This window comes from Clostridioides difficile ATCC 9689 = DSM 1296, assembly GCF_001077535.1.
Lineage (GTDB): Bacteria > Bacillota > Clostridia > Peptostreptococcales > Peptostreptococcaceae > Clostridioides > Clostridioides difficile.
Window position 1 is genome coordinate 4,028,346 of record NZ_CP011968.1, and the last position, 25,778, is coordinate 4,054,123.

A 25,778-nucleotide genomic window follows, 5' to 3' on the forward strand; every position below is an offset into this window, starting at 1 on the left:
TTATTTATTTTGTAAATATTCTTCTAAAGTTAATCCTTTTGAATAAATTTCCTCGGCAGCATCCTTACCAACATATCTAATATGCCATGGTTCATATGCTGTACCTGTTATATCTTCTTTACCTTCAGGATATCTTATTATAAATCCAAACTTGTGAGCATTTTCTGCCAACCATTTAGCTTCTTTTGTACTTCCAACAAACCATCTTTCTGGATTTGTTAAATCAATACAAAGTCCAGTTTGGTGCTCACTGTAACCAGGCTTTGCTACATATGCATCTGCCTTTTCTCGTCCCTGAGATTTTACCCTTCTTGTATAAGTATCCAGTTGAGTATCATAAGATCTGTATGCTGAAGACCCTAAAAACTGTATTCCTTCTGAATTAGCTTGCTTAACTAAATCTTCAACTGCCTTTGCAGGTTCTCCTGCCATTTGTTTTTCTTCCTCTGTTGCTTCTTCAACAAAAGGTATGTTTACCTTAGTAATATTTTCAGGAGTATAGTTTTTGCTAATTCCATTTGTCTTGTTTACCAATAATATATTTGATATACTATTTGAGTGATTTTTATTTTGAGAATTTGCCTCAACATCTTGTTCTGAATCATGTTGAGCAGCTACTATTGGATCGTTATCTTTCTTAAGTAATCTATCTTTAGATATAAATACACTTATAAATACTACTAAAATAATGGCTCCTATTAATTTAAATTTTTTCATAATTAAATCTTCTCCTTTTTGTTATGTTTGCTATAATGTTAATTTTAGAGTATAAGACTTAAGTATTTTATAAGTAAATCTTAAATAAATCTTAAATTTAATATTTTTAAAGGATGGTGATAAAATGTCTATACAAAAACTTCTAAGTAAAGCTCGTAAGGCTATACAAGATTTTGATATGATACAAGAAAATGATAAAATTGCGGTTGGACTTTCTGGTGGAAAAGATAGTTTAACTTTACTTCATATACTTAAAAGTTATCAAAGATTTTCTCCACAAAACTTTGAATTGATAGCCATAACATTAAATACTGGAGGTGTTGATAATTCTCCACTAGATAAATTGTGTAAAGAAATAAATGTTCCTTTTTATGAATTTCAAACTGACATAAAAGAAATTGTATTTGATATAAGACAAGAAAAGAATCCTTGTGCATTATGTGCTAATTTAAGAAGAGGTGCTTTGAACGATAATGCTAAAAAACTTGGATGTAATAAAGTAGCTCTTGGTCATCATAAAGATGATGCAATTGAGACATTTTTAATGTCTATGTTTTATGAGGGTAGAGTAAATTGTTTTTCCCCAAAGACATACCTAGACAGACAGGATTTAACAGTTATAAGACCTATGGTTTACATAGAAGAGTATATGACTAAGAAAATTTCAAAAGATTCTAACTATCCTATTATCACAAATCCCTGCCCTGCAAATGGTCATACTAGGAGAGAGTACATAAAAAATCTTATTGCTAATTTAAATAAAGAGATGCCTGATTTTAAAAGAAATGTATTTGGTGCTTTAAATAATTCTGAGAAATTGTTTATATGGGATAAAGAGAAGATAAAAAATTTTAAATAATAATTAAAATTTTTAAATAAAAAAGCAAGATTGTATTAATTGTAAATAATCTTTATATAATCTACACAATCTTACTTTTTTATTTATTATATGTTATTATCTTTAATCTATATTTTAATAGTTCTTAATAGTATTTATTTTGTCTAATACATTAATTATAACTTAAATATTTTATATATTAATTTAATCTATTAATTCATTCAATCTACTGGTTTAATCCATTTTTACAGTATATACATCTACATATTATAAAAAGCAAAATTATATTTTCTAAATATTTTATGTTAGATTATAATATTAAATTCTATTATCTCTGGTATATTAAAAAATCTAAATGGTAACTTTGTACTTCCAAGACCCGAACTCACATATAAATGATTTCCATTTATATCATAAAACCCTTTAGTATATTTCCTTCCATATGGAGGAGTAACTAATGCTCCCTTAATAGGTAATCTTATTTGACCACCATGACTATGCCCAGATAGAACTAAATTCATTGTATCTTTACTAAGCATATCTACTAAATCTGGTTCATGTGCTAACAATAAATTAAAACTTTTATTATCTATTTGACTCTCCAGATATTTTATATTAGGATTTCCATTTAATATTTCATCAACACCTAATATATTAATATATTTATCATCTTTTAATTTTATTTTTTTATTTTCATTTACTAAAAGATTGAAGTTGGAATTTTTCATAATCTGCCTATAATACCTAGGAAGTTTATACATATAATCATGATTGCCAAATACTGAAAATTTTCCCAACCTAGCATTCATACTTGATAAAATAGTTGTAATTTCATCTACACTTGGATTTTTATTGGAGTAATCAATTAAATCACCAGTAAATACTATTATATCTGGATTCAAAGTGTTAATCTTATTAGCTACTTTTTTGAGATTCTTAGTTGAATAAAAACTACCTATTTGAGTATCTGAAATTTGAACTACTTTTACACTTTCAGATTTACTCTCAATTGTATCATTTTTTATCAATGCTCCATTTTCACTTATATTATATTTTTTCACAATTAATAGACTCGGCTCTATCGCAACTGAGTATATAAAAATCAAAATAAATATTAAGATAAAAAATTTTAAAAAATACTTAATTTTTGAGTTCAAAATATCTACCTACTTATTTATTTTTTTAAACTATTTGCATTACAGACTCAACTTTGTTCATTTTTCTGTCATGCATTTTTGGCTTATTTGCTGAAAACCATTTATATGTTGCTGTAAGACCTTCTTTTAGTAACACGTTTGGTATATAAAGCCCATGTTCAATAAGCTTATTTATATCAAGATTAAAGTCTATATTTCTAAATGGGAAATACGTTCTTTCTCTAAACTCTACTTTTTCCATATCTACATATTTTATTATAGGTTCTTTGCCAATAATTTCTCCACATGTATATATAAGGTCATCCCAAGAAATTAACTGTGGATTTGTCACATTATAGGCCTCTCTTACATGAGGATTTTTCATTATGCTTTCCAATACCTTTACCAAATCCCCAATATATATAAATTGATTACTAACTTGTTTTCCTTTTGGTACTGGTATCTTTTCATTTTTTTCTATTTTTTCAAAGAAATAATACTCTCTATATAAATTATTATTTTCACCATATATGTAAGTTGGTCTAATAATTATATATGGTATAGGGCTATTTATAATAAAATCTTCAGCCTCTTTTTTATTTAACCCATATTTTCCCCAGTTTTCATTTTCACCTTTCTCATTTTCTTCTTTTATATTTCTTCCACTATCTTTATATACTGCTCCTGCTGACAATACTATATACTTTTTTAAGTTATCCATGCTTATAAAATCAATCAGATTACTTACATCTTCTTTTGTATATGCTGTCATATCATATATGTAATCATATTTTCTTCCTGTGATAATGTTTTCCATATCTTTTCGAACTTTTCTATCACAAATTAGATGTTCTTTAAAACCATTATAATCTATTTCCTTTTTACCATTTGTAAGTATATCAATTTGATACCCACATTTAATCAAGCGCTTAGCAAGTGCAGAACCTATGAAGTCGCTTCCACCCATAATTAAAATAGATTTCATTTTAAGTGCATCCTCCTCTTTTTTAAATGACTTCCTTAACTATAATATCATATTTTTAAATATGCGACACCATTTTGTAATATTTTTGTCTATAAAAGATATTTATAACAAAATATCTTTTATAGACTCTACATTTTCGACAATATAAGTAGGTTCACTTTCACTAATCTCTTCAAAAGAACCATACCCATACAATACTCCAATAGAATCTATACCTATCTTTTTAGCTCCAATTATGTCATACTTTCTATCTCCAACCATAATAACTTTATCTTTATCTTTTACATTACATAGGTCTAGTACATATTGTATAACTTCATTTTTATTCACTCTTGTACCATCAAGATTGCTACCTGCTATATATTTAAAATATCTATCTATATCAAAATATCTAAGTATAGTTTCTGCAAAAACTGTTGGCTTAGAAGTTGCTACTAATAATATTTTACCATTTTTATAGAGCATTTCTAATATCTCTTTCATATTCTCATAAATTTTATTTTCAAATATCCCTTTATCAGCAAAATATTCTCTATACTTTTCAACAGCTTCTTTAGCTTTTTTATCCTCAAATTTATAATATTCCTTAAAAGTATCATGTAATGGCGGTCCTATAAATTGTTCTAAGTTGTCCAAATCTTCTTCTATGCCAAAGCTATTTAAAGAATACTGGATAGACTTTGTTATTCCTTCTTTAGGGTCTGTAAGTGTTCCATCTAAATCAAACAATATTATTTCATAATTTTTCTTCATATTTCAGTCCTCCATATTTATAAAAAGTAATATCTTATATATTAAGTTTATCTATTTTAAAAAGCTATAGTAATAGAAGTTTCTAATACTATAGCTTAAGTACCAATTAAATCTTATATATTTATTTTAAAAATAAATTTAAACAGCTCTATTTAACTGTTATAGCTGAAACTGGACATCCTTCTTCGGCTTCTTTACATAAATCTTGTAAATCTGCTGGTATTTCTCCTTCAATTGCTACTGAATGCCCTTCATCGCTCATACTAAAAACGTCTGGACATGTTCCTATACATGCTCCACAAGCTACACATACATCCTTATCAACAAATGCTTTCATACTAAAATACCTCCCCTAAAATTATTATTTTTTAATTGTTGTTTCCTTAGATATTTATCCAATATATACCAATTTAAACATATATTTATTATTTTATCACTATTGTTTAGTTTATTATAGTATTTTCGTATCCATGTCTATAAACTTCACTGCTTTTCATCCATGATTTTACAGTATATTGCAATCTTAATTTTTTATTTAAAACAAGTTCATTATTATTGTAGTCTTTTATAATATCATTACACTCCTCCATTGTAAATATTGTAAAATCACCTTCTCCACCAATCTTTATTCTGCCTTTATTTCCATGTAAATCGAAAATCTTTGTTGGGTATTCAGTTACTTTTTCTATACACTTTTCTAGGGATATCCCAAGTTCCATAATTTTATTTATAACATTTAAAAGAGAATAGTTTACGTCTTTCATGTTTTTTATATGCATATCAGTACTTATTAGGTCAGGCTCTAAACCTTGCTTTATTGCTTTTTTAAAAACTTTAAAATCAAATTGGTCCACTCCATGACATACATCAAACAATACTCCTCTATTCTTTGCATTTATTACTGATTTTCTTAATGTGCCAGATTCTTTAAGGATTCCATTTGTACTATTTCCATATACCGGTGTAACCACATCTCCTTTTCCCAAAATATTCATTACTTCATCTATATATGATGGATACTCTCCTATATATACCACTAAGGGTAAATTTAATTTTTTAGCAACTTGCTTTGATTTCTTAATTATATCTATACCACTTTCATTAGATTGAAATTTACTCGCTTTTACTTTTATACCCTTTATCTTTTCTATATTTTTTTCTACAATTGACTCAACCTTGTCAAAATTTATAACATCTAAAGAAGTTGATTCATTCAATATATTTAGTCCCTCATTTGTAACATTTAAAAAAGAATATACTTCTGTTTTACACTCATCCATATACTTTTTTTTAAAATCATAGTAGTTTGAGGGACCAGCTGTACCTGCATCAAATATAACTGTAGAACCTTTTTCAATTCCAATTGAATCAGAATCCATACCTGTAGGTAATTTTCTCTTATAACAATGGGTGTGAACATCTATAAATCCTGGGGAAATATACATATTATCGGCATTTATTATCTCGAACTCTTTATTTGTAAGTAATTTTTCTTTTCTTATTTTCTCTTTAAGGTTCAATCCAATAGCATATATTTTCCCATGTAAAACCAAGATATCTCTTTTTTCAAATTTGATACCATCTGTTGGAGATATTATTGTCCCATTTCTTATAAGTAAATTTTTCATTTATTCCACATCCTAATTACAATATAATTTCTCTAATAGCTTTTCTTACATAAAGAAAATAAGCCTAAAAATAAAAATATTTTAGACTTATTCACTATATTATACTATATTAATTATATTAAATTAAATAAAATCTTTAATTTACTTTAAGAAGCAATTAAGTATTTGTTGCTCGGCTTCTTCTTCAGTAAGACCTAATGTCATCATCTTTAGTATTTGGTCTCCTGCAATCTTTCCAATAGCTGCTTCATGTACTAAAAGAGCATCTGGATGATTTGCAGCAATTTCAGGTATAGCACTAATTTGAGAATTTCCCATAATTATTGAATCACATTGAACATGTGCAGAACAAAGGGAATCCCCAATAACACAAGGATTAAACTTTTGCTTAGAATTATCTTGCCCAACTGTACGAGAAACTACTTGAGCAGAAGAGTTTTCACCCTCTAAGATAACCTTCATATTAGATTCTGCAACTTGATTACCATGAGTTAATAATTTCTCAAATACAACTATTTTAGCTCCTTTACCTAGGTTTGCATCCATTTCTCTTTTAGTTGAATCTACACCCTTAATTTGAATTGTTTCCATTTCACAATATGAATCCTCATCCATATTGACAATAGTAACTGGATTTAAAATTCTCTTTCCTTCTCCATCACCTTCACCATAATGTTTTTCTACATATTTTAGGCGAGCTCCTTTACGTAAGAAAAATCTATGTATACCATTATGTTCACTATCATCACAACCACAGTTATGTATACCACACCCAGCAATTATAACAACATCTGCATTTTCTCCAATTTCAAAATCATTATATACCATATCCTGTACACCAGCCTCTGTTACTATTACTGGTATATGTACATTTTCTCCTTTTGTATTTGGCTTTACTATAATATCTATTCCAGGTTTATCAGTTTTAGGAATTATAGTTACATTTTCAGTTGAATGTCTCTCTACTCCTTGCCCATTTTTACGTATATTGTATGCTCCTAATGGAGTTCCACGAAGTTCAGCAACTTTTTCTAAAAGATTTAAATCTATTTTGTTCATTTAATTTGCCTTCCTTTCTAATTAATTCATGTCTTTCATTAATTCACAACTTGAATTAACTTGACACATGATTTCAGGTAATATAGCCTCTTTTGTTCCATGGCTTTTTACTGAACCATCTTGTAGAACAATTATTTCATCAGCTAACTCTAATATTCTTTCTTGGTGAGAAATTATGATTATAGTCTGATTAGACTCTTCATGTATTTTCTTAAAACTTTCATTGAGTTTTCCAAAGCTCCAAAGGTCTATCCCTGCTTCAGGTTCATCAAATATAGAAACCTTTAAATCTCTAGCAAAAAGAGTTGCTATCTCAATTCTTTTCATTTCCCCTCCAGAAAGAGAGTTATCAACTTCACGATTTAAATAGTCTTTTGAACACAATCCAACATCTGTAAGGTATTGGCAACATACATCAGTAGACAATGGTTTTCCATGAGCAAGTGTAAGTAAATTTTCAACTGTCATACCTTTTATTCTTGGTGGTTGTTGAAATGCGTATCCTATTCCTTTTTTTGCTCTTTCTGTAATACTAAGATTTGTTATATCTTCTCCATCTAAAATTATCTGACCACTCGTAGCTTTTTCAATTCCCATAATAAGCTTAGCAATTGTAGATTTTCCTCCACCATTTGGACCTGTGATAACAATAAGTTTTCCCCTCTCAAATGAAAGGCTAACATCATTTATTATTCCTAGTTCCTCATTGTTAGACTCAACATTAAAGGAAAGATTTTTTATTTCAAGCATAATACCCCTCTTTTCTATAAAATATTACATTAATATCCATTCTTTTATTATATCAGTAATTTTTATATATCAGCAACTCTAAGGAGATAAAATGTATATTAAATAATAAAACAAAGTTATTGAAAAGTAAAAAAGATGAGTTTTATGTAAACTCATCTCAGAAATTTAGTATATCAACTTATATGTATTTAAAATTTAACCTTCTATATACTCTAATATTATTTTTTGATTATCTTTTAACATAATTTCTTCTTTTTTAGATTCTATTCCATTCTTTTTTATCTTTACCTCAGCTACAAAGGCATCATTACCTTCAACCATTTCTAATAGTTCATACGCTTTTTTACGACCTATTTTAGTTGCTATATCTTTTAGTACTGCCATTTTCTTAAACATTTTATCACCTCTACTCAAAATTTACACTTAATTTTTAATTATATAATTCTAATCCTAGACTAGTTTATAATAATTATTGTCTCTAATTATATCAGATATTGAGTAAATTTAATACTTTGTAAAATTATTTATCCTCTCTAACCAAATAATCATTTCCATCTTGGTCTTTAAAAGAAAACATCCTTCCATATGGCATCTCCATTAATTCCCCAACCTCAACCTCGTTATTTGCCATTTGTTCATAAGTTCCATTAATATCTCTTGTACTTAAAATTATTGATGGATGAGATACATTTATCTCTTTGTTTTGCTTCATCATTAGATTTTTATCATACAACACAAATGTTGTAAATTCATTTTTACTTGGTGCTACTTCCACCCATTTCATATTTGGACCCATTTCCTTTTCATAAGTTACTACAAAGTTCAATTTTTCTGTCCAAAATAACTTTGCATCCTCTTGATTATTTACATAGAGAGTTATTTTTCCTATTTTATTTATCATAACAATACCCACCTTTATTATTAAATAAATACCTAATATTTTTTATATTTAATAATATACCCATATATATTATTTTCTATAGATATATATTTCTAATATTTATCGCCAAATTATGTAATTCTGCTCAATATATAATTTATAATATCCATACTATTATAGCCTTTATTTATGTAATTTAATCACCTTATATATCATACTTATAATTATGATAATAACTACATAAAAAATCACTTCTAAATAGAGTTATCCATCTAAAAGTGATTTCATATATTCTATGCAACTTTGTGTTTTAGCCACTTTGTTCCTCTTAATCTTAAACAATATAAAGTCCCTCTAACAAGCCAATCAGTATACATACCTATCCAAATTCCTAACACTCCAAATTCTAATACAACCCCCAATACGTAACCTGTAAAAATTCTAAAAATCCACATACCTATTACTGCAGTCATCATTGTATATCTAGTATCACCGGCTCCCTTTAGCCCTGCTGATAATACAAAGGATATAGGCCATATTACCATAGCTAAACAATCACTTCGAATTAATTGTGTTGAGATGTCAATTACACTAGCATTTTGAGTATACATACTTGAAATCCAAGGTGCAATTGGTATAAATATAGCTCCTACTATAAATAAACAAATTGTTGCAAATTTAGTTAAATATAATAAAGTACTCTTAGCTCCTTTAATATCTCCACGTCCTATATACTGTCCCACCAAGGTTGTAGCAGACAAAGCTAAAGCATTCCCAATTACATTTATTATGGATGCAATTGACATTCCTATTGCATTGGATGCAATTGCTGATGTTCCCATAGTAACTATAAATACTTGAACAATCAATTTACCTGCATTAAAAAGTAGTTGTTCAACTCCAGCTGGTATTCCTATATTAAATATAGACTTTTGAGTTTCAACATCAATCTTAAATGGAAATATTTTACCCATAGATATAAATTCGTTTCCTTTAAATAAAACTCTTATAATTACTATACATCCAATTATTCTAGCTATAGCAATAGATATAGCTGCACCTGTTATGCCATAGGATGGTGTTTGCAAATTTATTCCTAGAGGATTTAAATCAATACCATATATAAGTATATATCCTAATGTTACATTTACTATATTCATAAACATAGTCACATACATAGGTTTCTTTACATCTCCACACCCTCTTAAAATACCATTTGCTATTTGTTGTGTCGCAATAAATGGATACGTAAATAATGTAAACTCTATGTATAATTTTGCATTTGATTTTACCAATTCTTCTGCGGAACCATAAAATAAATTAATTACACCAGTTCTAAAAACCCACATCAATATTGTTATTGTAAAGGATAATATTACTCCAGACACTAGAGCCTGCTTAATAGTTTCATTCACCTTTTCACCATCTTTTTTTCCTATTTGTTGAGCTACAACAACAGTAGCTCCAACAGATAGTGCAGCAAATACAGATATAAATATATTGTTTATTGAATCAACCATTCCAACTGCAGATACAGCTTCTTCCCCAATATGACCTGCCATCATTGTATTAAATACTCCTAAAAGCATGACAAACGTCTGCTCTATCATTATAGGAATTGCTAACTTTATAACATTTTTCCTTATAAACATCCCTATTCCTCTTTTCCCTCTTTATATAAATTTAATTTTTAATTAGTTTATCGAACTGTAAATTGACAATGCAAAGTTTAGAATTGTATTGTTCGCATTATAATATACTGCTTTCAAATAATATAAATCTTGTTTAATATCATTTGAACACAGTATATCTTTATAATTATCTTATGTTTATTATTTTTTATGGATACCACATTTAAAATATTTATTAATTTAATATAAATATTTTCCGTTATTATTAAAAGTAGCTATATTTCGTTAATATTGTATCACTATCGTGTAGCAATAACAATAAGTACATTTTATATATTTTTTATAATATTATTTAATCATCCAAACTTTTACCACTTTTTCAATATATAAAATATTACACTTTAGATGTAACAAAATCGCATCCATTTAAATATTGTATTTTATAGACTAATTTTAGGATGTGATACTTTGGTTAATTTAAATGCAAATAATCTAAATGTAAATATGGTTTATCCTATTTCTTCCACAGCACCCATACGTTTCAGAAGATATACTGTTTCATATTTAGAAAACATGGAAAATATTTATTTAACTATAGCAACATACTTTGATACACTTGGTTTAGGCACAATGAATATCGACAAAGTTTATGGTCAATGGGCTTGGTTTACTGATAATATATATGATTTAAATCTATTTGTTTTTGTAGGAAATTATCCTTATCAAATTGCTAAAAACAGATATGATACATTTGTAGATATTTTGCCAGTAGCTATTACTTCTATTGTCAATGGAGATAGAGTATTTTTAATTTCAAATCCTTGTTTGTTAAATTCAAAAATTACAGTTAGATTTATATCTAGTCATCCTACTCTTAATAGAACAGTTGATTATGGCAATATTAGAGATTTTATTTTTTAAAACTGCAACATGATGTGCTATTAAAAAATACCCTAAATTTAATGATATTATTAAATAACTAGAATATTTTTAATTGGCACATCATGCCTAGCTATTATAAATTCATAATATTATTTTACTTAAGATAAGTACTGTATTTTATCTACTTGTATATTTTTATTTACCTAGTTTCTCAGTTCTATATCCTATTTCTTTATTAGCTAGCTTATAACCTTCTTGTATCATTTCTTCTCTCGTTAATGCACTCCCTAATAAATTGTCAATACTCAGTTGCTTTCTATCACTAAAATACTTATCCAATAATGATTCCTCTATATCTTCCTGATATGCCAAATTTCCTTCATGCATTATATATTTTACATCAAAACCTTCTTTATTTAATACTTTTCCCACCAAGATACTTCTATGACATCTTATAGGTTCTTGCATAGCTCCTAATAAAACTATCCTATAACCCATTTGACAACCCTTTTTTAATCTTTCTATTCCGTTTAAAAAAATATCTTCTTTTGCTACTTTCTCAAAATCTGCATAACCTTCTTGCGTATATACATCTTTATTAGTTCTTTTAGCTCCAAATTCTTTTCCCATGTATATATATAAAAATCCGGAATTTCTAAGAGATTCGTTAAATGCCTCTTTATTGTATTGAATATTATATTTAGAATATGGAGTTTCTCTAATGTCAACTACACAATTTATGTCATATTTTTTTATCATATTAATAAGCTTATCATATGGATAATTTGAATGTCCTATTGCGAATATTTCCATATAAACACCCTCCTATTCTTTGAAATTAGTATCTATATATGTAGATACCCGATTTACTTAAAATTAAATAAAGTATTACTTTAAATACCCAATATCTTTTTTTCTTGATATTGTATATTTTTTTACTTTATATCCTTAAAAAAATATACAACTTTATATATAAAACATCAATATTTATATATATTTTGTATATTAAATACAATTATTTATAAAGTCTTTAATAAAAATTTATAAATAGAGCATCTTTAGAAAACTATTATAATAAAAAAATAAGAGGCTGTCTAAAAATATAGATAAGCCTTTTTTCATAATCGTAATTATAAAAATATACTTGATTTCATATGAAAAAGAGTGTCTCATAAACTAAAATGTTTACTTTGAGACACCACCTTTTTTATTCTTATTTATACTTTGTAGACATATTATAACATGCGTTTCACTGGTATCTGAACTTCTGTCAACCAGTCTTCTTCACTCTCTTTATTCCATATACCATCTATATAAGATTCTCTAGGATTTCCAACCACTTTATATTTATTGTCCTCTATCCATTTAAATGCATCTGCGTAAGTTTTTCCTAATGTTGAATATGGACCATTGTGTAATATACAAACTGCATTTTCAACTGCATCTAATTCTTTAAATTTTAATATATCCGTATCTTCCTTTAAATCATTTATAGCTTGACACATTTCAACATCCATATCAGTCTCTCTATATTCACCATCATGATATATATTAAAACAATAATCAGGAACTGCACATGTACACCCTGTTTTCATCATTTCTTCAGCCATTACATTTGGAAATAGATTAAAAAGTTCATCATACCCCTTTAACACTTTTCTCATAGAAGCAACTTTAACTTTTGGTAAAGACTTAATAATTACATCATTCATATTGACTTCTCCTTTCAAATTCATAAGGTAATTACGTAGTTTAATTATTTTATATTCTTCACTTTTAATTACATCCAACATTTCTTTTTCTTTATTCATTAAAATATTTTCAACTTCTTCAGGATTTTCTACAGCTTTTTTTATCTCAGCTAATGATAAACCCATTTGTTTTAAAGTTATTATCTGATGTAATTTAGGTAATTGCTCTGTTGTATAATACCTATATTTTGTAAATTCATCTACATATTCTGGTTTTAACAACCCTATATCTTCATAATACCTTAATGTCTTTGTAGTTATTTTATTTATTTTAGAAAACATTCCTATAGAAAACATCTCATCACCTGCGCATTAGATTTGATTAATTTAAGTTTAAACTTTCCCCTTAGGTTAAAGTCAATACAAAATAAATTATAATTGTATTAATTCTTCAATTCTATCTCCACTCAATACCAAAATATCCCCTGTTTTTATAATGGTTGAACCTTTAGGTATTAAAACCTGTTCCTTTCTTTTTATCATAACTATTAATATATCGTCTGGTATATTAGAATCTATTATACTCTTATTAGCCCATTTATTACCCTCATCAACATTTACTTCGATAAGTTTAGAGCTAATTTCTCCATCATAATCATTAAATGTTTTTAATACAGGTGTATTATCATCAACTAAATCCAACTTTCTGGCTACAGTTGGTATCAATGAACCTTGTATTCCTACTGAAAGCAACGCTATAAAAAATATTATATGGAATATGTCATTCTCTATGGCTACTCCTTGAGTAACAGCATAAATTGCAAAAACTACTGAAGCCGCACCTCTAAGACCTACCCACGATATGAATAATTTTTCTTTATTTGAGAATTTAAATTTTGCTAGAACTATAAATGTTGCTAATGGTCTTGCAATAACTATCATGAATATAGATATGGCCATTGCTATACCAAATACATTTGGTAACTTAGAAGGGAAAGATAACAATCCTAACATAAAGAATAACATTATTTGCATAATCCATGAAATTCCATCAAAGAAATGAACCAAACTTTTTTTAAGAGGTATCCTACTATTTCCTATAATAATACCTGAAATGTAAACACTTAAATATCCATTTCCTCCAAGATACTCGCTAAATGCATAAGAAAGTATTGCAATAGCTGTTATAAATATAGTATAAAATCCTTCTATCTCGAAGTTTGAATGTCTTAAAATATAAACAGATAATTTTGCTAGTATAAATCCTATAGCTAACCCAAAAGCTATTTGTTTTATTACCATTGGTGCAATAAGTTCTACCCCAGAATTATTCATCAATGTCAAAAGAATTAGTGTCAACATATACGCTATTGGGTCATTACTTCCACTTTCAACTTCTAATAATGATGCAAGTGAACCCTTTAAGTTTAGTTTTTGAGAACGCAACACAGCAAACACAGATGCAGCATCTGTTGAAGCTGCAATTGCCCCAATTAATAAACCTTCAAGTAAACTAGTTCCTATTACCATGTGGCAAAACATACCTGTAACGCCAGCCGTAATTATTACACCCAGTGAAGACATTAATATAGAAGGTATAGCAACAGGTTTAGCCATATTCCAGTTTGTTCCAAACCCTCCAAAAAACATTATAAATATTAGTCCAATAGAACATAATTGTTTTGTCAGTTCATAGTTATCAAAATAGATTCCTACCATCCCATCAGACCCAAATAACATCCCTAGTAAGATAAAAATCAATAATATTGGTACTCCAAATTTATACAATACCTTGCTAGAAGTTATACAAATCAATAGTACTAACCCACTTATAATCATTAATTCTGTCATAGCATCAACTCCATTTCATATAAATTTTGTAGATTAATTTACATCTACAATTTTATTACTTATTCAAATATAACATGACATAAATTTTATAAGTTATGGTACATAAAGTTCAACAAAAATTTCACAATACATTAAAATGTGAGTGTTATACTTAAATTTATATATTTGTTTTAATTATATTCATTTAATATTTATAATTTGAATTTTTTTTTATTAATATTTCATTTTTTAGTTGATTGTTTAATATATTTCATTTTTTATAGTAATTTTATATATAACTACGAAATATAAAGTAATTAGATAAGTAACAAGAAACTAACATGTAATGTTAGGTACTCTAGATATGAAATCTTAAAACTTTTAAATATTGAAATATTTCTTTATATATATTATTGTATATTTCTTATAAATTATTGTCAATTTATTTTTTCTTAAAAATAAAATAATTGCATAATTTATTTCAAATTATGCAATTTATAAAATTTATTCCCAAAACTCTTTTACTGCTTCGATTATCTCACTATAAGGCAATAAAGTCGCTTCGATTATTGATTTATTTGTCTTTTCTAAATAATACTTAATCATATAATATCCACAAGCATATCCTGCACAATAAGGCAACCCTACTGGAAAATATCCTTGCATTTTAGCTATATCATCACCATAAAGATAAGATGTTATATTTTGAAATCCAGTTTCTTTTAAAGCACTTTTTATTATTGGCTTTATATAAGTATTTAATGTTTCGATATCTGTTCTACTGACCCAAGGTCCTAACATTTCCTCTCCAAACATCCATGTTGCAAAATTTTCTGCAAGACCTTCATTTATCATCATTTCTTCTAATGTTACATTATTATTCCACTCTATAAACTGAAATCTAATATTGTGATTACATTCATGTGCTATTAATACTGGTAATCTATTGATAGTATATTCATTAGGAACCAATGATAGAAATATATATCCAGGAATCCCACCATCACCCCAGTATCCATCACTTAATATTGTATAAGGACTATTTGGATTCGCCAATAATATTGAATATTTATAGTCCTTAATGTTTAAATCATACCCTTCTTTTATAAAAGCATTTATAGAGTTTTCTATGGTTTCTTTACAAGTGGCCCAAATTTTATCAGCAGATAACACATTTATATTCTTTTTTTGCTTTTCATCAATATCCTTAGGCGATAAAACCCCTAACATTTCACTTGCTATAATTACATCATATCCACCTTTCTGTCTAGCAACTATTGGAACATTCATACACTTCCACTTAAATTCAAAAGGCTTCATCAATTCATATCTGTATATATCTTCTTTTTTGTTTATTGGTGCATCCATTATCTTCTTGTATATTTTATCTGAGCGAATTTCTATAATATTCATATTTACCATCTCCTTTAAGACAAAGTATATACAATTACGTAGCGTCAATGTCAATATACATTTTTTATAATGTCACCTTAATCTTTTTATTATATTTTATCCTGTAAACCTTCCGTACATATAACATTTTTTTAAATTAATAAATTTGTATAATATAATAATAAAAAATTATATACTTCAAGTTTTCCCTATGATACAATTTACTAAATCATAATTTAGATTATCAGGTGCAACTATAAATTATTCTATATCAAGGAGGATATATTGGTCATGCTAACTCCATATTTAATATTTAATGGTACTTGTGAAAAAGCATTTAATTTTTATGCTGAGGCTTTCGGAGGAGGAAAAACTATATTTGCGCGATTAGACAGCAATCCAAACAATCCTATTATGCACGCAAGTGTTACTTTCACAAAATACGAAGGTTGTATAATGGGTGCGGATACAGACAAGCCTGTTGTAATTTCTGGCATGGCGATTTGTGTTGTTCTACCATCTCGAGAAGCGATAGAAGAAATATCTGTAAAACTTGCCGAAGGTGGTACACTTGTACAAGAATTTTTACCACACCCACCACCACATCAAAATGATGGCGCTGCTGAAGTACTTGATAGGTATGGGTATACTTGGTATTTAAGTACATAGTTAAAATAAAAAAACTACATCTAATAATCATAATATAGAACAGATAAATTTCAATTTAATAGTGTAGTAAAAAAGTCGTGTCCTAAAACTGTCACGACTTTTATTTGTATAAAAATTTAAGTAAATATTTTTGCGAATAAGTGAGAAGTATAACTTTAAATTAATTTCATATGTAGTATTGGAAATGGGTTACCTTGTCCATCTATTTCAGACCTATCAAACACTTTAAATCCTAAGTGAATATAAAATCCTACAGCTTTTTTATTCTGCTCATTTACATCAACATATTTTACATTGTATTTATCTATAGCATATTTTATTAATTTTTTACCAATACCATTTCCTCTATATTTATCTTCTATAAAGAGCATCTCAATTTTATCTTTATCTATTCCTATAAAGCCCTTTATTATATCATTATCTTTTATACAAACTATATTTTCTACTTCTTTAAGTCCAATTTCAACTAATGGTATCAAAGATTCAATATCTTTTTCTGTTAAAAAATCATGCGTTGCTCTTACTGATGATTCCCAGACTTGCAACATTTCGTCATATTCTGTTGAATTTATTTGTTTCATTTCAAGAATTATTCCAGATTTCATAAAAATTTCCTCCCTATATCACTTTTAATTGCATAACACTTTTTTATACAAAACTTAGAAAGGACTACGAAGGTTAAATATCATAGTCCTCATTAAGTTTAAATATTATCTATTATATATTATTATACTATAATCTAGCAAATTCACTACAATAATTCACATCAGCTTATACTAAAGGTGCTTCTATTTGAGTAGTAAAAAGGAATTTATGACAATGACCATCATTAACAGTAGTTTCTCCACATATTAAGTGAATGTGTTTATCAGTTCCAGGTATTCTAATTGCTGGCCCTGTTGTAACACATATCTTATGGAAATGGTCAAGGAAATCTACATTATCATTTATTTTATGAACATGATTTGTACCTCCATTTATTGGTATAGCTTCACCAGTAACCCCTGCTGCACGGTGGTTATGTCTATCCTCACATTCTTCTGCTAACTTAACACTTTCTGAATATTCATGAACATGTGTCATTTCCTCATAATCATTATAGCACTTGTTGCACTTATTGTATTTATAATCATCATACACATAATCTCTTTCACATTTATAATTTTGATAACTCATTTTTATATCTCTCCCTATATTATATTAAGAAATTCTTGTAAAGAATCTCTAATGTATAATATGAATTAAAGTCAAAAAAGTTCATATTTTGTAAAATTATGTATTAATTTAATTATTTTTCCCAGTATTTAGGGCGTATTAGTGAAGCTGGTAACTTCGTACTAGAATCTCCTTTTGCAGTATTTACTTGTAATTGTGTTAAAAATATACTATTTTCAAGATTAGCACCTCTAATATCACAATCTCTTAAGTCTGCTCCTATTAAATTTGCCCCACTCAAATCTGTATTTCTTAAATTTGCTGCTATTAGAAATCTACCTCTTAAATCTGCTCCTATTAGATTTATTTTTCTAAGGTCTGCTCCTATTAAATCTATATTTTTACTTAATTTTTTCATGTTTTTAAGAGTAGAAGTCTTGATAAATGATTTAACCTTTCCCATCACAGACTCACTCGCTTGTGATAATAATAAATTAACCTTTGTTCTATGTGATATGATATCCAAATTAATTATCTGTTCTGGGCCCATATTAGTTATCTTTTCAGTTTCTTCAATTATTAAATCAATTTTTGATTTGATTGTATCTGATATATTTAATACAGATGCTTCTTTAAGATACCATAACATTTCATGTAATTGTCTCATAATTAAAAACACTTCAGACATTTGATTTGTTAGTTCTGATGATTGCATCCAGTCTATCCCCTTATATGTTACTTGTGCTACTTTTTGACCTGAACCAAAACAATCATATGCAGTACACCCTTTAAAACCTCGCTTCATAAGACTATTATGTACAGAACATTTAAAATCTGGTTGTAAATTAATACAGGGTTTTCCTGATTCCTTATCGATAGGAAATCCATCTGAAGCAGAAAAATAAAGAGCTACACAGCAAAGTCCAAAGCACTTCTTACAGTCAATCTTTAGCTCCTCAAATAACTTATTATCATATATATTTTTATGTATATCTATCATATTTTTTCTCCTCTTAAACTTTATTTTTAATATTATATTATCTATAACTAAATGATAATCAAGTCCCTTATTTAACAGTTCTTATTCTTAATTATAATTTAAGGTATTATTTATTCCAATAGCATACATAAGTTTCTTTATACTTGTAACAATACCTTTATACTAAGACTTATTTTAAATGTAGCACTGTAATAATAAATTGTTTATATACTCATAATGTATTTGATAAATTGTAAATCTTTATAGAAGTTGAAATTTTTAATGATTTTAGAATCAAGATATAATAATAAATACAATTTATAAAATCAGAAATATATAAATTAACTATACAAACCTAAATAACATAGCATTTAAATTTACAATTTCAGTATAAATAGTACAAAGTATATTAGTTTAAATAAGATTGGCTTATTTGTAGAGGAGAGAATATTTTGGTGTTCAATAAAATTTATATTTAATAAAACCATAAGAAAATATAAAGATAAATAAACAAACTTTTATTACTTAATAGATTCTTATGGTTTTATACTGTACTGAAAAACAATAAACACTACAGCTTATTTATAATATTACGCTTTTTTAACAACAGAAGACTTTAGCTTCATAGCTCCAAAACCATCTATCTTACATTCTATATCATGTCCATCTGATGAGTCATGGATTAAACGGATATTTTTCACTTTTGTTCCAATCTTTATAGATGATGAACTTCCTTTTACTTTAAGGTCTCTAATTACTGTAACAGAATCTCCATCATTTAATACATTTCCATTTACATCTTTGATAATATTTGAATCTTCTTCAGCTCCCAATCCTAATGCCCACTCATGAGAGCATTCTGGACAAACTAAAAGAGTTCCATCTTCATAAGTATATTCTGAATTACATTTCGGGCAATTTGGTAAATTTTCCATCTTTATATGTCCTCCATTTGTTATTTTTAGATTTCTTATTATATAAAATTTCTTTTGAGCCTTTATGATATCATATTATACTTATATTTACAAACTACTAATTTACTTAATGTTTAAATTCTATTCGTATTATTATTAAACTTGATTTAGCTGTAATCTCTTTCTTATATTTATTATAGTTGATATTATTACAATTTTATAACTCTATCTGCCTGCTCCGATAACTCTAAATCATGAGTTACAAATACGATAGTTTTACCATTCTTATTTAGACTTTTAAGTATATCAAATACTATGTCTCTATTTTTTTTATCTAAATTACCTGTAGGTTCATCTGCAAATATTACTTCACATTCTTTTAATATTACTCTTGCTAATGCTACCCTTTGTTGTTCTCCTCCACTCAATTCGTATATCTTTTTTTTATTGTATTTTCTAAGACCTACAGACTCAAGTGCGTAATTTATTTTTTCATTATGGTTGATATTTTTTTGATACTTTAAAGCAATTTTCAAGTTATTTTCAACATTTTCATTCTCAATTAAAGCATAATTTTGAAATAGATAGCCATAAAAATCCCTTTGTAAAATTCTTATCTGTTTACTATTTGGATTTTTTATATTATTTATTATAATATCACCAGAATTAGGTTTTTCTAATAATCCCATTATATTAAGTAAAGTTGTCTTACCTGAACCACTATTTCCTGTTATCGCTACAAACTCGCCCTTAGAAATTTCCAGGTTAAATTTGTCTATTATAGATTTATCTTTAAATTTTTTAGATATATTTATTAATGAAATCATCTTTTTAATGTTCTCCTTTTATAATTTTATTAAATGAACTATTTGAGATAATCTTGTCTAATGCAATAGATACAATTACTTCTATAACTAATATTAGAAGTCCAAATAAGATAATATTATTACTTAAATCTACTCTTGTTGATATAATGCCTATTGGAATAATGTTTGTTAATATTAATGAAACTATTAACAACATACTTCTAGCTGTAGTTGAATAACCAAATATTTTTTTAATATATAACTTATATTTATTTCTTTCATAGTAGCTAGCTACTATATTGTAGGTAATCATTAAGTTTGATATTGCTATTATTATTATAGTAAAAATTTCACTATTCAAATATTTTTCTAGTTTATTTATTTCTAAACCATACTCATTATAAACAGCATGTAAACTTTGGATATGCGCTTCTACACCTTGAGCTTCAATAATGTTACTTATATCTGCAAGGGCATCTAATTTCTTAGAATTAAAATATACACATCTAGATATATAAGAAAGATAAAAAGAATCATCAATATTATCTATGTCAACTATTGCTATTGGGTCATCAATGAGATTCCTATTGTCATCCATAACAAGGGAGTTATAAGTAAAATAGCTTTGATTATTATCTACATATATTATATTAACATTTAAATCTGACTTCTTTGTTTTATTTAACTCTCTATTTAACTCTTTATTGTACATATTTTCTACTTCTATTTTTTCAAAATAAAATAATTCTCTAAACTCTTTTTTAATCTCATTTTCATGTACTTGTAACTTTTTAGGAACTAATAAATTTATAGTCTTATCGCCATAATCGATTAGATTAAATATTTCTTTGCCATTTGAGTAAATAGGGTTAACTTTAAGATAGTTTTTATTTATTTTTATATTTTTACCATATTGACTTACTTCTGGGTTTTTACCCTTTGAATTTATTTCATACATGTAACTTCCATCTTCAAGTTTTTCAAAATTAGTTGAATCTATTAAGAAAGCATCTTTTTCTTCTACCAAATTTTTATAGAAACCTTTAATCTTGGCATTTTTAATTACTTCTTCCTTTCCTAAAGATTGTTCGCCTGTATCTTTAAGAGTAAGATTATAAACATTTTTTGCTTTATCCCACTCAGATAGATTTCCTAACTGAGTTTGTAGCATATTATAATTTAAAATACAGTTATTTATGGATAATATAAGAAATGATACAAATACAATTTTCAATGTGAAATGCATTATATTTACAAAACCATAAGATTTTTTTCCATTTAGAGATAGCACATATTTAGAACTTCTACTATTAAAACCAACTATTAATATAGATATCAAAATATTTATCAAAATACATATAATCGAAAACATAGCAAAGTATAAGCATGCTCTAACACCTATATTTAATTTTAAAATATAGATTATATATATTAATAATGCTGTGACAGATGATAAAATCATAATTCTAAGTATATTTTTTATAACTCTAGCAATTATATCTAGCTTAGAGTATCCATTTAATCTTAAAATAGAAGCCTCTCTACTCACACTAATTGAATAATGTATTATTGTAGCCAAGAAACAAAGGATAATTAGTATTAAATCTCTAATTATTGAAGGATTTAAGTATAAATTTGAGTTAACATATCTATCATGTAATCTTGCTACAAAAATACTTCTGTCTACATTTAGTTCTCTTAATATTTTATTTATTGTATCTTCATTTTGAGTTGAAATATACAAGATTCCTGATTCTCCAACTTCACTTATTTTACCAAAATCCCTAATTAAAATTGATATGTCTTTACTCATAGTTGAGAATTTACCTACTTGATTACTATTATTAGTGTTTATATTACTAATAAATTCATTTGAATTAGTATTAGGAAATTTTCCTGATTTTAACTTTATATTGTTATTCAAACTTGTATCAGTCGTATATATAGATAATTTTTCATTATTATTAAAAACATACTTTGATATAGTCACATTATTTTCATCTGCAATATCTTTAATCCACTTACTATAATTTTTATTTAACTTTTTATAATCTTTAAACATTACAGATATACTTGTTGTATCGTTATATAAAATATTATTAATTTCATTATCTTTAACTATATTTAGACCTAATAAAGATACTATTAATAGTTCAATTGTAAATAATACATATATTATCTTTTTCAATTATAGCTCCCTCCTAATTGTTTTTATTCTAAAAGCAAAATACATTTTACTTTAGTTAAAGTATAATGCTTTGTGCCTTTTCTAAACAACTACTATATTGTCACATTCTAAATGGCAAGTGTCTATTTCGTCACAAAGATAAAAATAGCCTTAAAGCAGTTAATTTTTTATAATCAACTGTTTTAAGGCTATTTTTTATTTTTAGCAAACAATATTTTAATAGTGGTATAAAATTAGTATAATTCATTAATATAGATTCTAGTCTTTTCAGTAAGCAACTAAAATAATATCTTATTTAAAACGAAATTTAATTTAAGTCCAATATAAACTTTACTTTACCATTAAATCGTGCTAGTACATAGGTATGCTTCTTTTTTATTCCATATAATGGATATCTTATGAATATCTATAGAATCAAGATAATAAGGTTGTCCAATTTGGAATTTAGAATATGTATTTTTAAATTTTTTATTTACATATAATAAAAAATTATTTTCTTTATTAATCACACAAATACACTGGTCAATATTATCTAAAATATTCTGGTATTGTTGAATCTGTTGATTAAGTTTATTATTTTTTTTACGTTGTAAAAACATTGATATAATTTGAGAAATCAATGATAATGTACTTATTTCCTCTTGTGACCATAGACGTAGTCCTGTGCATTCATCAAATCCAACAAATCCACTGAAAACTCTATCTTCTTTATATGCACATTGAAGTGTAGAGTGGATACCTTGACTAGAAAACAATTCTTCTAGTTTAGGACTTAATGTATGGATATCTCGACAATAAAAAACTAATTCATCCTCAAAAAGCTTTTCATAATCCTCATAGTCTTGATAATTGCTGTTTTGCAAATAAGCCATTTGAGAAGAGATTCCTTCATTACACCATTCATAAGTATTAGAAGTATATCTACCATCTTCTGTATTTTCAAAAATATAAACACGACTTACATCAAACTGTTTCCCAACAACCTCAAGTATCATATTAATCGCCTGGTCTATATCATCAGTCTGATAAAGCATACGGAATATATAACGTGTAAGATTATCAGGATATTCAGCGTATTGTTTTTCTGAATCAATAACTGTACCAAGAGAAGAACAATCAAATTCTTCTAATTCTTTAAAATAATCTTGGTTGTAGATTACATAATTATTTTTTCCCATATTTTTTGCTTGATACAGGGCTTTATCAGCTCTTGCATATATTTCCTTGAATGTAGTACCATCCTTTGGATATATAGCTATTCCTATGCTACAAGTTACTTTTAGAAAACTTTTTTCTTTCTGAAATAGATGACGGAACATATACAATAGTTCTTCTGCTTTCTTTTCTGCATCTTTAACTGAGGAAATATTCTTCATAAAAATTGTAAACTCATCTCCACCTATTCTTCCAACAACATCACTGTCACGCATTATTTTTTTCATACCTGATGCCATCTCAGTAAGTACTATATCTCCAATCATATGCCCTTCTGTATCATTAATCTGTTTAAAATTATCTGTATCAATCATAAACAGTGCACCCATAACATTTAAATTTTTTTCAAAATATTTCTTAATCTGCCTTTCAGTCTCAGCACGATTATAAATTCCTGTTAATGCATCTTTCTCTGATATATGCTGTAATTTCTCAATCTGTTTTCTTTCCTTTGTTATGTCAATACCTATACTATAAAAAGATGGTATTCCATCCCAACTGTCTTCCCCACTGATATAACACAATGTAACAGTCCATATACGTTCTTCCCTTGAACGTGTATATATTTTTGCTTCAAATACAACATTATCCCCAGACTCCTTCAAATCTTGTGCCAGTTTCTTACTACGTTTATAATCTTCAGAAAATAAATATCCACATTGATTATTAAGTTCCTCTGCAAACTGTTCCTTTGTATATTCAATCATATTCAAAAATATATCATTACACCAAAGTATAGTAAGATAATCTCTTGCATCTAATCTAACCATTCCTGCTGGAATAGTTTTCAAAATTGATTCTCTTTCCTGATCTTTTTTTGCTAATTTATATTCAGCACTATACATATCATAAGATAATTCAATACGAACTCTTCGCCCTTGCCAATTCAACATACGGTCTTTAATTATAAATGTTCGTTTCAGTTTTTTATTATAAAATTCCCATTCATATATGTCATCTTTTTTTAAATACGAATTTGTACAAAACGGACATGGCGAAGTTCTACCTTGAATTACCTCATAACATTTTCTTCCAATAAGTTCATTTGCTGATGCCTGTAAAGTATTGCATGAGTGCTTATTTAAGTATAGTAATTCATATGTATCCATATCGCTAATATAAACATTCCCAGCATACTCTGACATCATCCATTTAAAATTCTCTGTACTCTCTTTTTCCATATCAGATAGTTCTTCTTGCTTTATTTTTAACTCATTAATTTTTGAATACAATATATAGACCATTGATTTCTCATTATCTTGTGATTCAATTAATATACCAGTCATTATTACCCAAACAGGGTCTCCATTATTTGCTGAAATGCAAATTTGATATTCTATACTCTTTTCGCCATGATGATAAGCCTCTAAAAAATGATTTTTCATAGATTCAAAATGATAAAGATTCTGTTCATAATAATCTTTTAAACTAGAAAATTTAACTAAAAATTCTTCTTCTGTATATCCTAATAATTGATAGAATGATGTATTTCCCCATATTATTGTAAATGAATCATCTAAAAAATGTTTACTGACCCCAATACTCATAGATTTTAGAATATCCTCTGATATAACTTCATTCTTTGTTGCTTGTTCTTTTTTACACATTCGATGTAACCTAATGTCTTCTTTCATTGTTTTAATTATCCTCCTATCTTTAGACTCACTTTTAATTCACTCT

25 protein-coding genes are annotated in these 25,778 nt (G+C 26.9%); 3 read left to right on the forward strand and 22 right to left on the reverse strand.

Annotation, left to right across the window (positions count from 1 at the left end):
* Positions 1–717, reverse strand: coding sequence for a M15 family metallopeptidase (locus CDIF1296T_RS18695; RefSeq protein WP_009898791.1), 717 nt, complete (start codon positions 715–717; stop codon positions 1–3).
* A gap of 124 nt (positions 718–841) precedes the next feature.
* On the opposite strand from CDIF1296T_RS18695, the gene CDIF1296T_RS18700 reads away from it, so the two are divergent.
* Positions 842–1,576, forward strand: coding sequence for a tRNA 2-thiocytidine(32) synthetase TtcA (locus CDIF1296T_RS18700; protein WP_003435803.1), 735 nt, complete (start codon positions 842–844; stop codon positions 1,574–1,576).
* 284 nt (positions 1,577–1,860) lie between these two features.
* Here CDIF1296T_RS18700 and CDIF1296T_RS18705 read toward each other — a convergent pair whose 3' ends face one another.
* The 10 genes from CDIF1296T_RS18705 to CDIF1296T_RS18750 form a co-directional block, all read right to left on the reverse strand.
* The gene (locus CDIF1296T_RS18705; protein WP_021361228.1) at positions 1,861–2,616 is read right to left on the reverse strand and encodes a metallophosphoesterase; all 756 of its coding nucleotides are present in this window, start codon (positions 2,614–2,616) and stop codon (positions 1,861–1,863) included.
* Between the two features lie 121 nt (positions 2,617–2,737).
* Positions 2,738–3,676 (reverse strand): SDR family oxidoreductase, encoded by a 939-nt coding sequence (locus CDIF1296T_RS18710; protein ID WP_003429183.1) that lies wholly within the window; start codon positions 3,674–3,676, stop codon positions 2,738–2,740.
* 102 nt (positions 3,677–3,778) lie between these two features.
* Positions 3,779–4,429 (reverse strand): HAD family hydrolase, encoded by a 651-nt coding sequence (locus tag CDIF1296T_RS18715; RefSeq protein ID WP_009898795.1) that lies wholly within the window; start codon positions 4,427–4,429, stop codon positions 3,779–3,781.
* A gap of 148 nt (positions 4,430–4,577) precedes the next feature.
* Complete coding sequence (locus CDIF1296T_RS18720; RefSeq protein ID WP_003422320.1) at positions 4,578–4,766, reverse strand: ferredoxin; 189 nt, start codon at positions 4,764–4,766, stop codon at positions 4,578–4,580.
* 106 nt (positions 4,767–4,872) lie between these two features.
* Entirely contained in the window at positions 4,873–6,057 is a 1,185-nt protein-coding gene (locus CDIF1296T_RS18725; RefSeq protein ID WP_009894081.1) for an amidohydrolase family protein, read from the reverse strand.
* Between the two features lie 141 nt (positions 6,058–6,198).
* Positions 6,199–7,116, reverse strand: a complete 918-nt coding sequence (locus CDIF1296T_RS18730; RefSeq protein ID WP_003435793.1) for a SufB/SufD family protein — start codon at positions 7,114–7,116, stop codon at positions 6,199–6,201.
* Between the two features lie 21 nt (positions 7,117–7,137).
* Positions 7,138–7,866, reverse strand: coding sequence for an ABC transporter ATP-binding protein (locus CDIF1296T_RS18735; protein ID WP_003429190.1), 729 nt, complete (start codon positions 7,864–7,866; stop codon positions 7,138–7,140).
* 195 nt (positions 7,867–8,061) lie between these two features.
* On the reverse strand, positions 8,062–8,262 hold the full coding sequence (locus CDIF1296T_RS18740) for a hypothetical protein (RefSeq protein ID WP_003420681.1): 201 nt from the start codon (positions 8,260–8,262) through the stop codon (positions 8,062–8,064).
* A gap of 124 nt (positions 8,263–8,386) precedes the next feature.
* Positions 8,387–8,767 carry a VOC family protein gene (locus CDIF1296T_RS18745; RefSeq protein WP_009892190.1) on the reverse strand — a complete coding sequence of 127 codons (381 nt, stop codon included), beginning with the start codon at positions 8,765–8,767 and terminating at the stop codon, positions 8,387–8,389.
* 272 nt (positions 8,768–9,039) lie between these two features.
* A complete protein-coding gene (locus CDIF1296T_RS18750) occupies positions 9,040–10,398 on the reverse strand; it encodes an MATE family efflux transporter (RefSeq protein ID WP_009898797.1) in 1,359 nt (452 codons plus the stop codon).
* Positions 10,399–10,845: 447 nt separating this feature from the next.
* Between CDIF1296T_RS18750 and CDIF1296T_RS18755 the strand changes: the two genes are divergently transcribed.
* Positions 10,846–11,298, forward strand: a complete 453-nt coding sequence (locus CDIF1296T_RS18755; protein ID WP_009892191.1) for a staygreen family protein — start codon at positions 10,846–10,848, stop codon at positions 11,296–11,298.
* A 156-nt stretch (positions 11,299–11,454) separates the two neighbouring features.
* On the opposite strand, the gene CDIF1296T_RS18760 is transcribed toward CDIF1296T_RS18755, so the two are convergent.
* From CDIF1296T_RS18760 to CDIF1296T_RS18775, 4 genes are all read right to left on the reverse strand, one after another.
* Entirely contained in the window at positions 11,455–12,072 is a 618-nt protein-coding gene (locus tag CDIF1296T_RS18760) for a DUF488 domain-containing protein (protein ID WP_009903837.1), read from the reverse strand.
* Positions 12,073–12,494: 422 nt separating this feature from the next.
* Positions 12,495–13,307, reverse strand: a complete 813-nt coding sequence (locus CDIF1296T_RS18765; protein WP_003435784.1) for a MerR family transcriptional regulator — start codon at positions 13,305–13,307, stop codon at positions 12,495–12,497.
* A gap of 75 nt (positions 13,308–13,382) precedes the next feature.
* Positions 13,383–14,801, reverse strand: coding sequence for a potassium/proton antiporter (locus CDIF1296T_RS18770; protein WP_003435782.1), 1,419 nt, complete (start codon positions 14,799–14,801; stop codon positions 13,383–13,385).
* 483 nt (positions 14,802–15,284) lie between these two features.
* A complete protein-coding gene (locus CDIF1296T_RS18775; protein WP_009898803.1) occupies positions 15,285–16,193 on the reverse strand; it encodes a DUF2268 domain-containing putative Zn-dependent protease in 909 nt (302 codons plus the stop codon).
* 270 nt (positions 16,194–16,463) lie between these two features.
* On the opposite strand from CDIF1296T_RS18775, the gene CDIF1296T_RS18780 reads away from it, so the two are divergent.
* Positions 16,464–16,841, forward strand: a complete 378-nt coding sequence (locus tag CDIF1296T_RS18780) for a VOC family protein (protein WP_003435779.1) — start codon at positions 16,464–16,466, stop codon at positions 16,839–16,841.
* A gap of 155 nt (positions 16,842–16,996) precedes the next feature.
* On the opposite strand, the gene CDIF1296T_RS18785 is transcribed toward CDIF1296T_RS18780, so the two are convergent.
* The 7 genes from CDIF1296T_RS18785 to CDIF1296T_RS18815 form a co-directional block, all read right to left on the reverse strand.
* The gene (locus CDIF1296T_RS18785) at positions 16,997–17,446 is read right to left on the reverse strand and encodes a GNAT family N-acetyltransferase (protein WP_003435776.1); all 450 of its coding nucleotides are present in this window, start codon (positions 17,444–17,446) and stop codon (positions 16,997–16,999) included.
* Positions 17,447–17,612: 166 nt separating this feature from the next.
* Positions 17,613–18,017: a YmaF family protein gene (locus CDIF1296T_RS18790; RefSeq protein ID WP_003435774.1), complete on the reverse strand. Its 405-nt coding sequence runs from the start codon at positions 18,015–18,017 to the stop codon at positions 17,613–17,615.
* Positions 18,018–18,129: 112 nt separating this feature from the next.
* Entirely contained in the window at positions 18,130–18,996 is an 867-nt protein-coding gene (locus CDIF1296T_RS18795) for a pentapeptide repeat-containing protein (RefSeq protein WP_009898806.1), read from the reverse strand.
* A gap of 569 nt (positions 18,997–19,565) precedes the next feature.
* Entirely contained in the window at positions 19,566–19,910 is a 345-nt protein-coding gene (locus tag CDIF1296T_RS18800) for a zinc ribbon domain-containing protein YjdM (protein WP_003435770.1), read from the reverse strand.
* Positions 19,911–20,098: 188 nt separating this feature from the next.
* Positions 20,099–20,716 (reverse strand): ABC transporter ATP-binding protein, encoded by a 618-nt coding sequence (locus tag CDIF1296T_RS18805; RefSeq protein WP_003435768.1) that lies wholly within the window; start codon positions 20,714–20,716, stop codon positions 20,099–20,101.
* A 4-nt stretch (positions 20,717–20,720) separates the two neighbouring features.
* Positions 20,721–22,883, reverse strand: a complete 2,163-nt coding sequence (locus tag CDIF1296T_RS18810) for a bacteriocin-associated integral membrane family protein (protein WP_009898808.1) — start codon at positions 22,881–22,883, stop codon at positions 20,721–20,723.
* Between the two features lie 341 nt (positions 22,884–23,224).
* Complete coding sequence (locus CDIF1296T_RS18815; protein ID WP_021368846.1) at positions 23,225–25,705, reverse strand: sensor domain-containing diguanylate cyclase; 2,481 nt, start codon at positions 25,703–25,705, stop codon at positions 23,225–23,227.
* Positions 25,706–25,778: the final 73 nt, after the last annotated feature.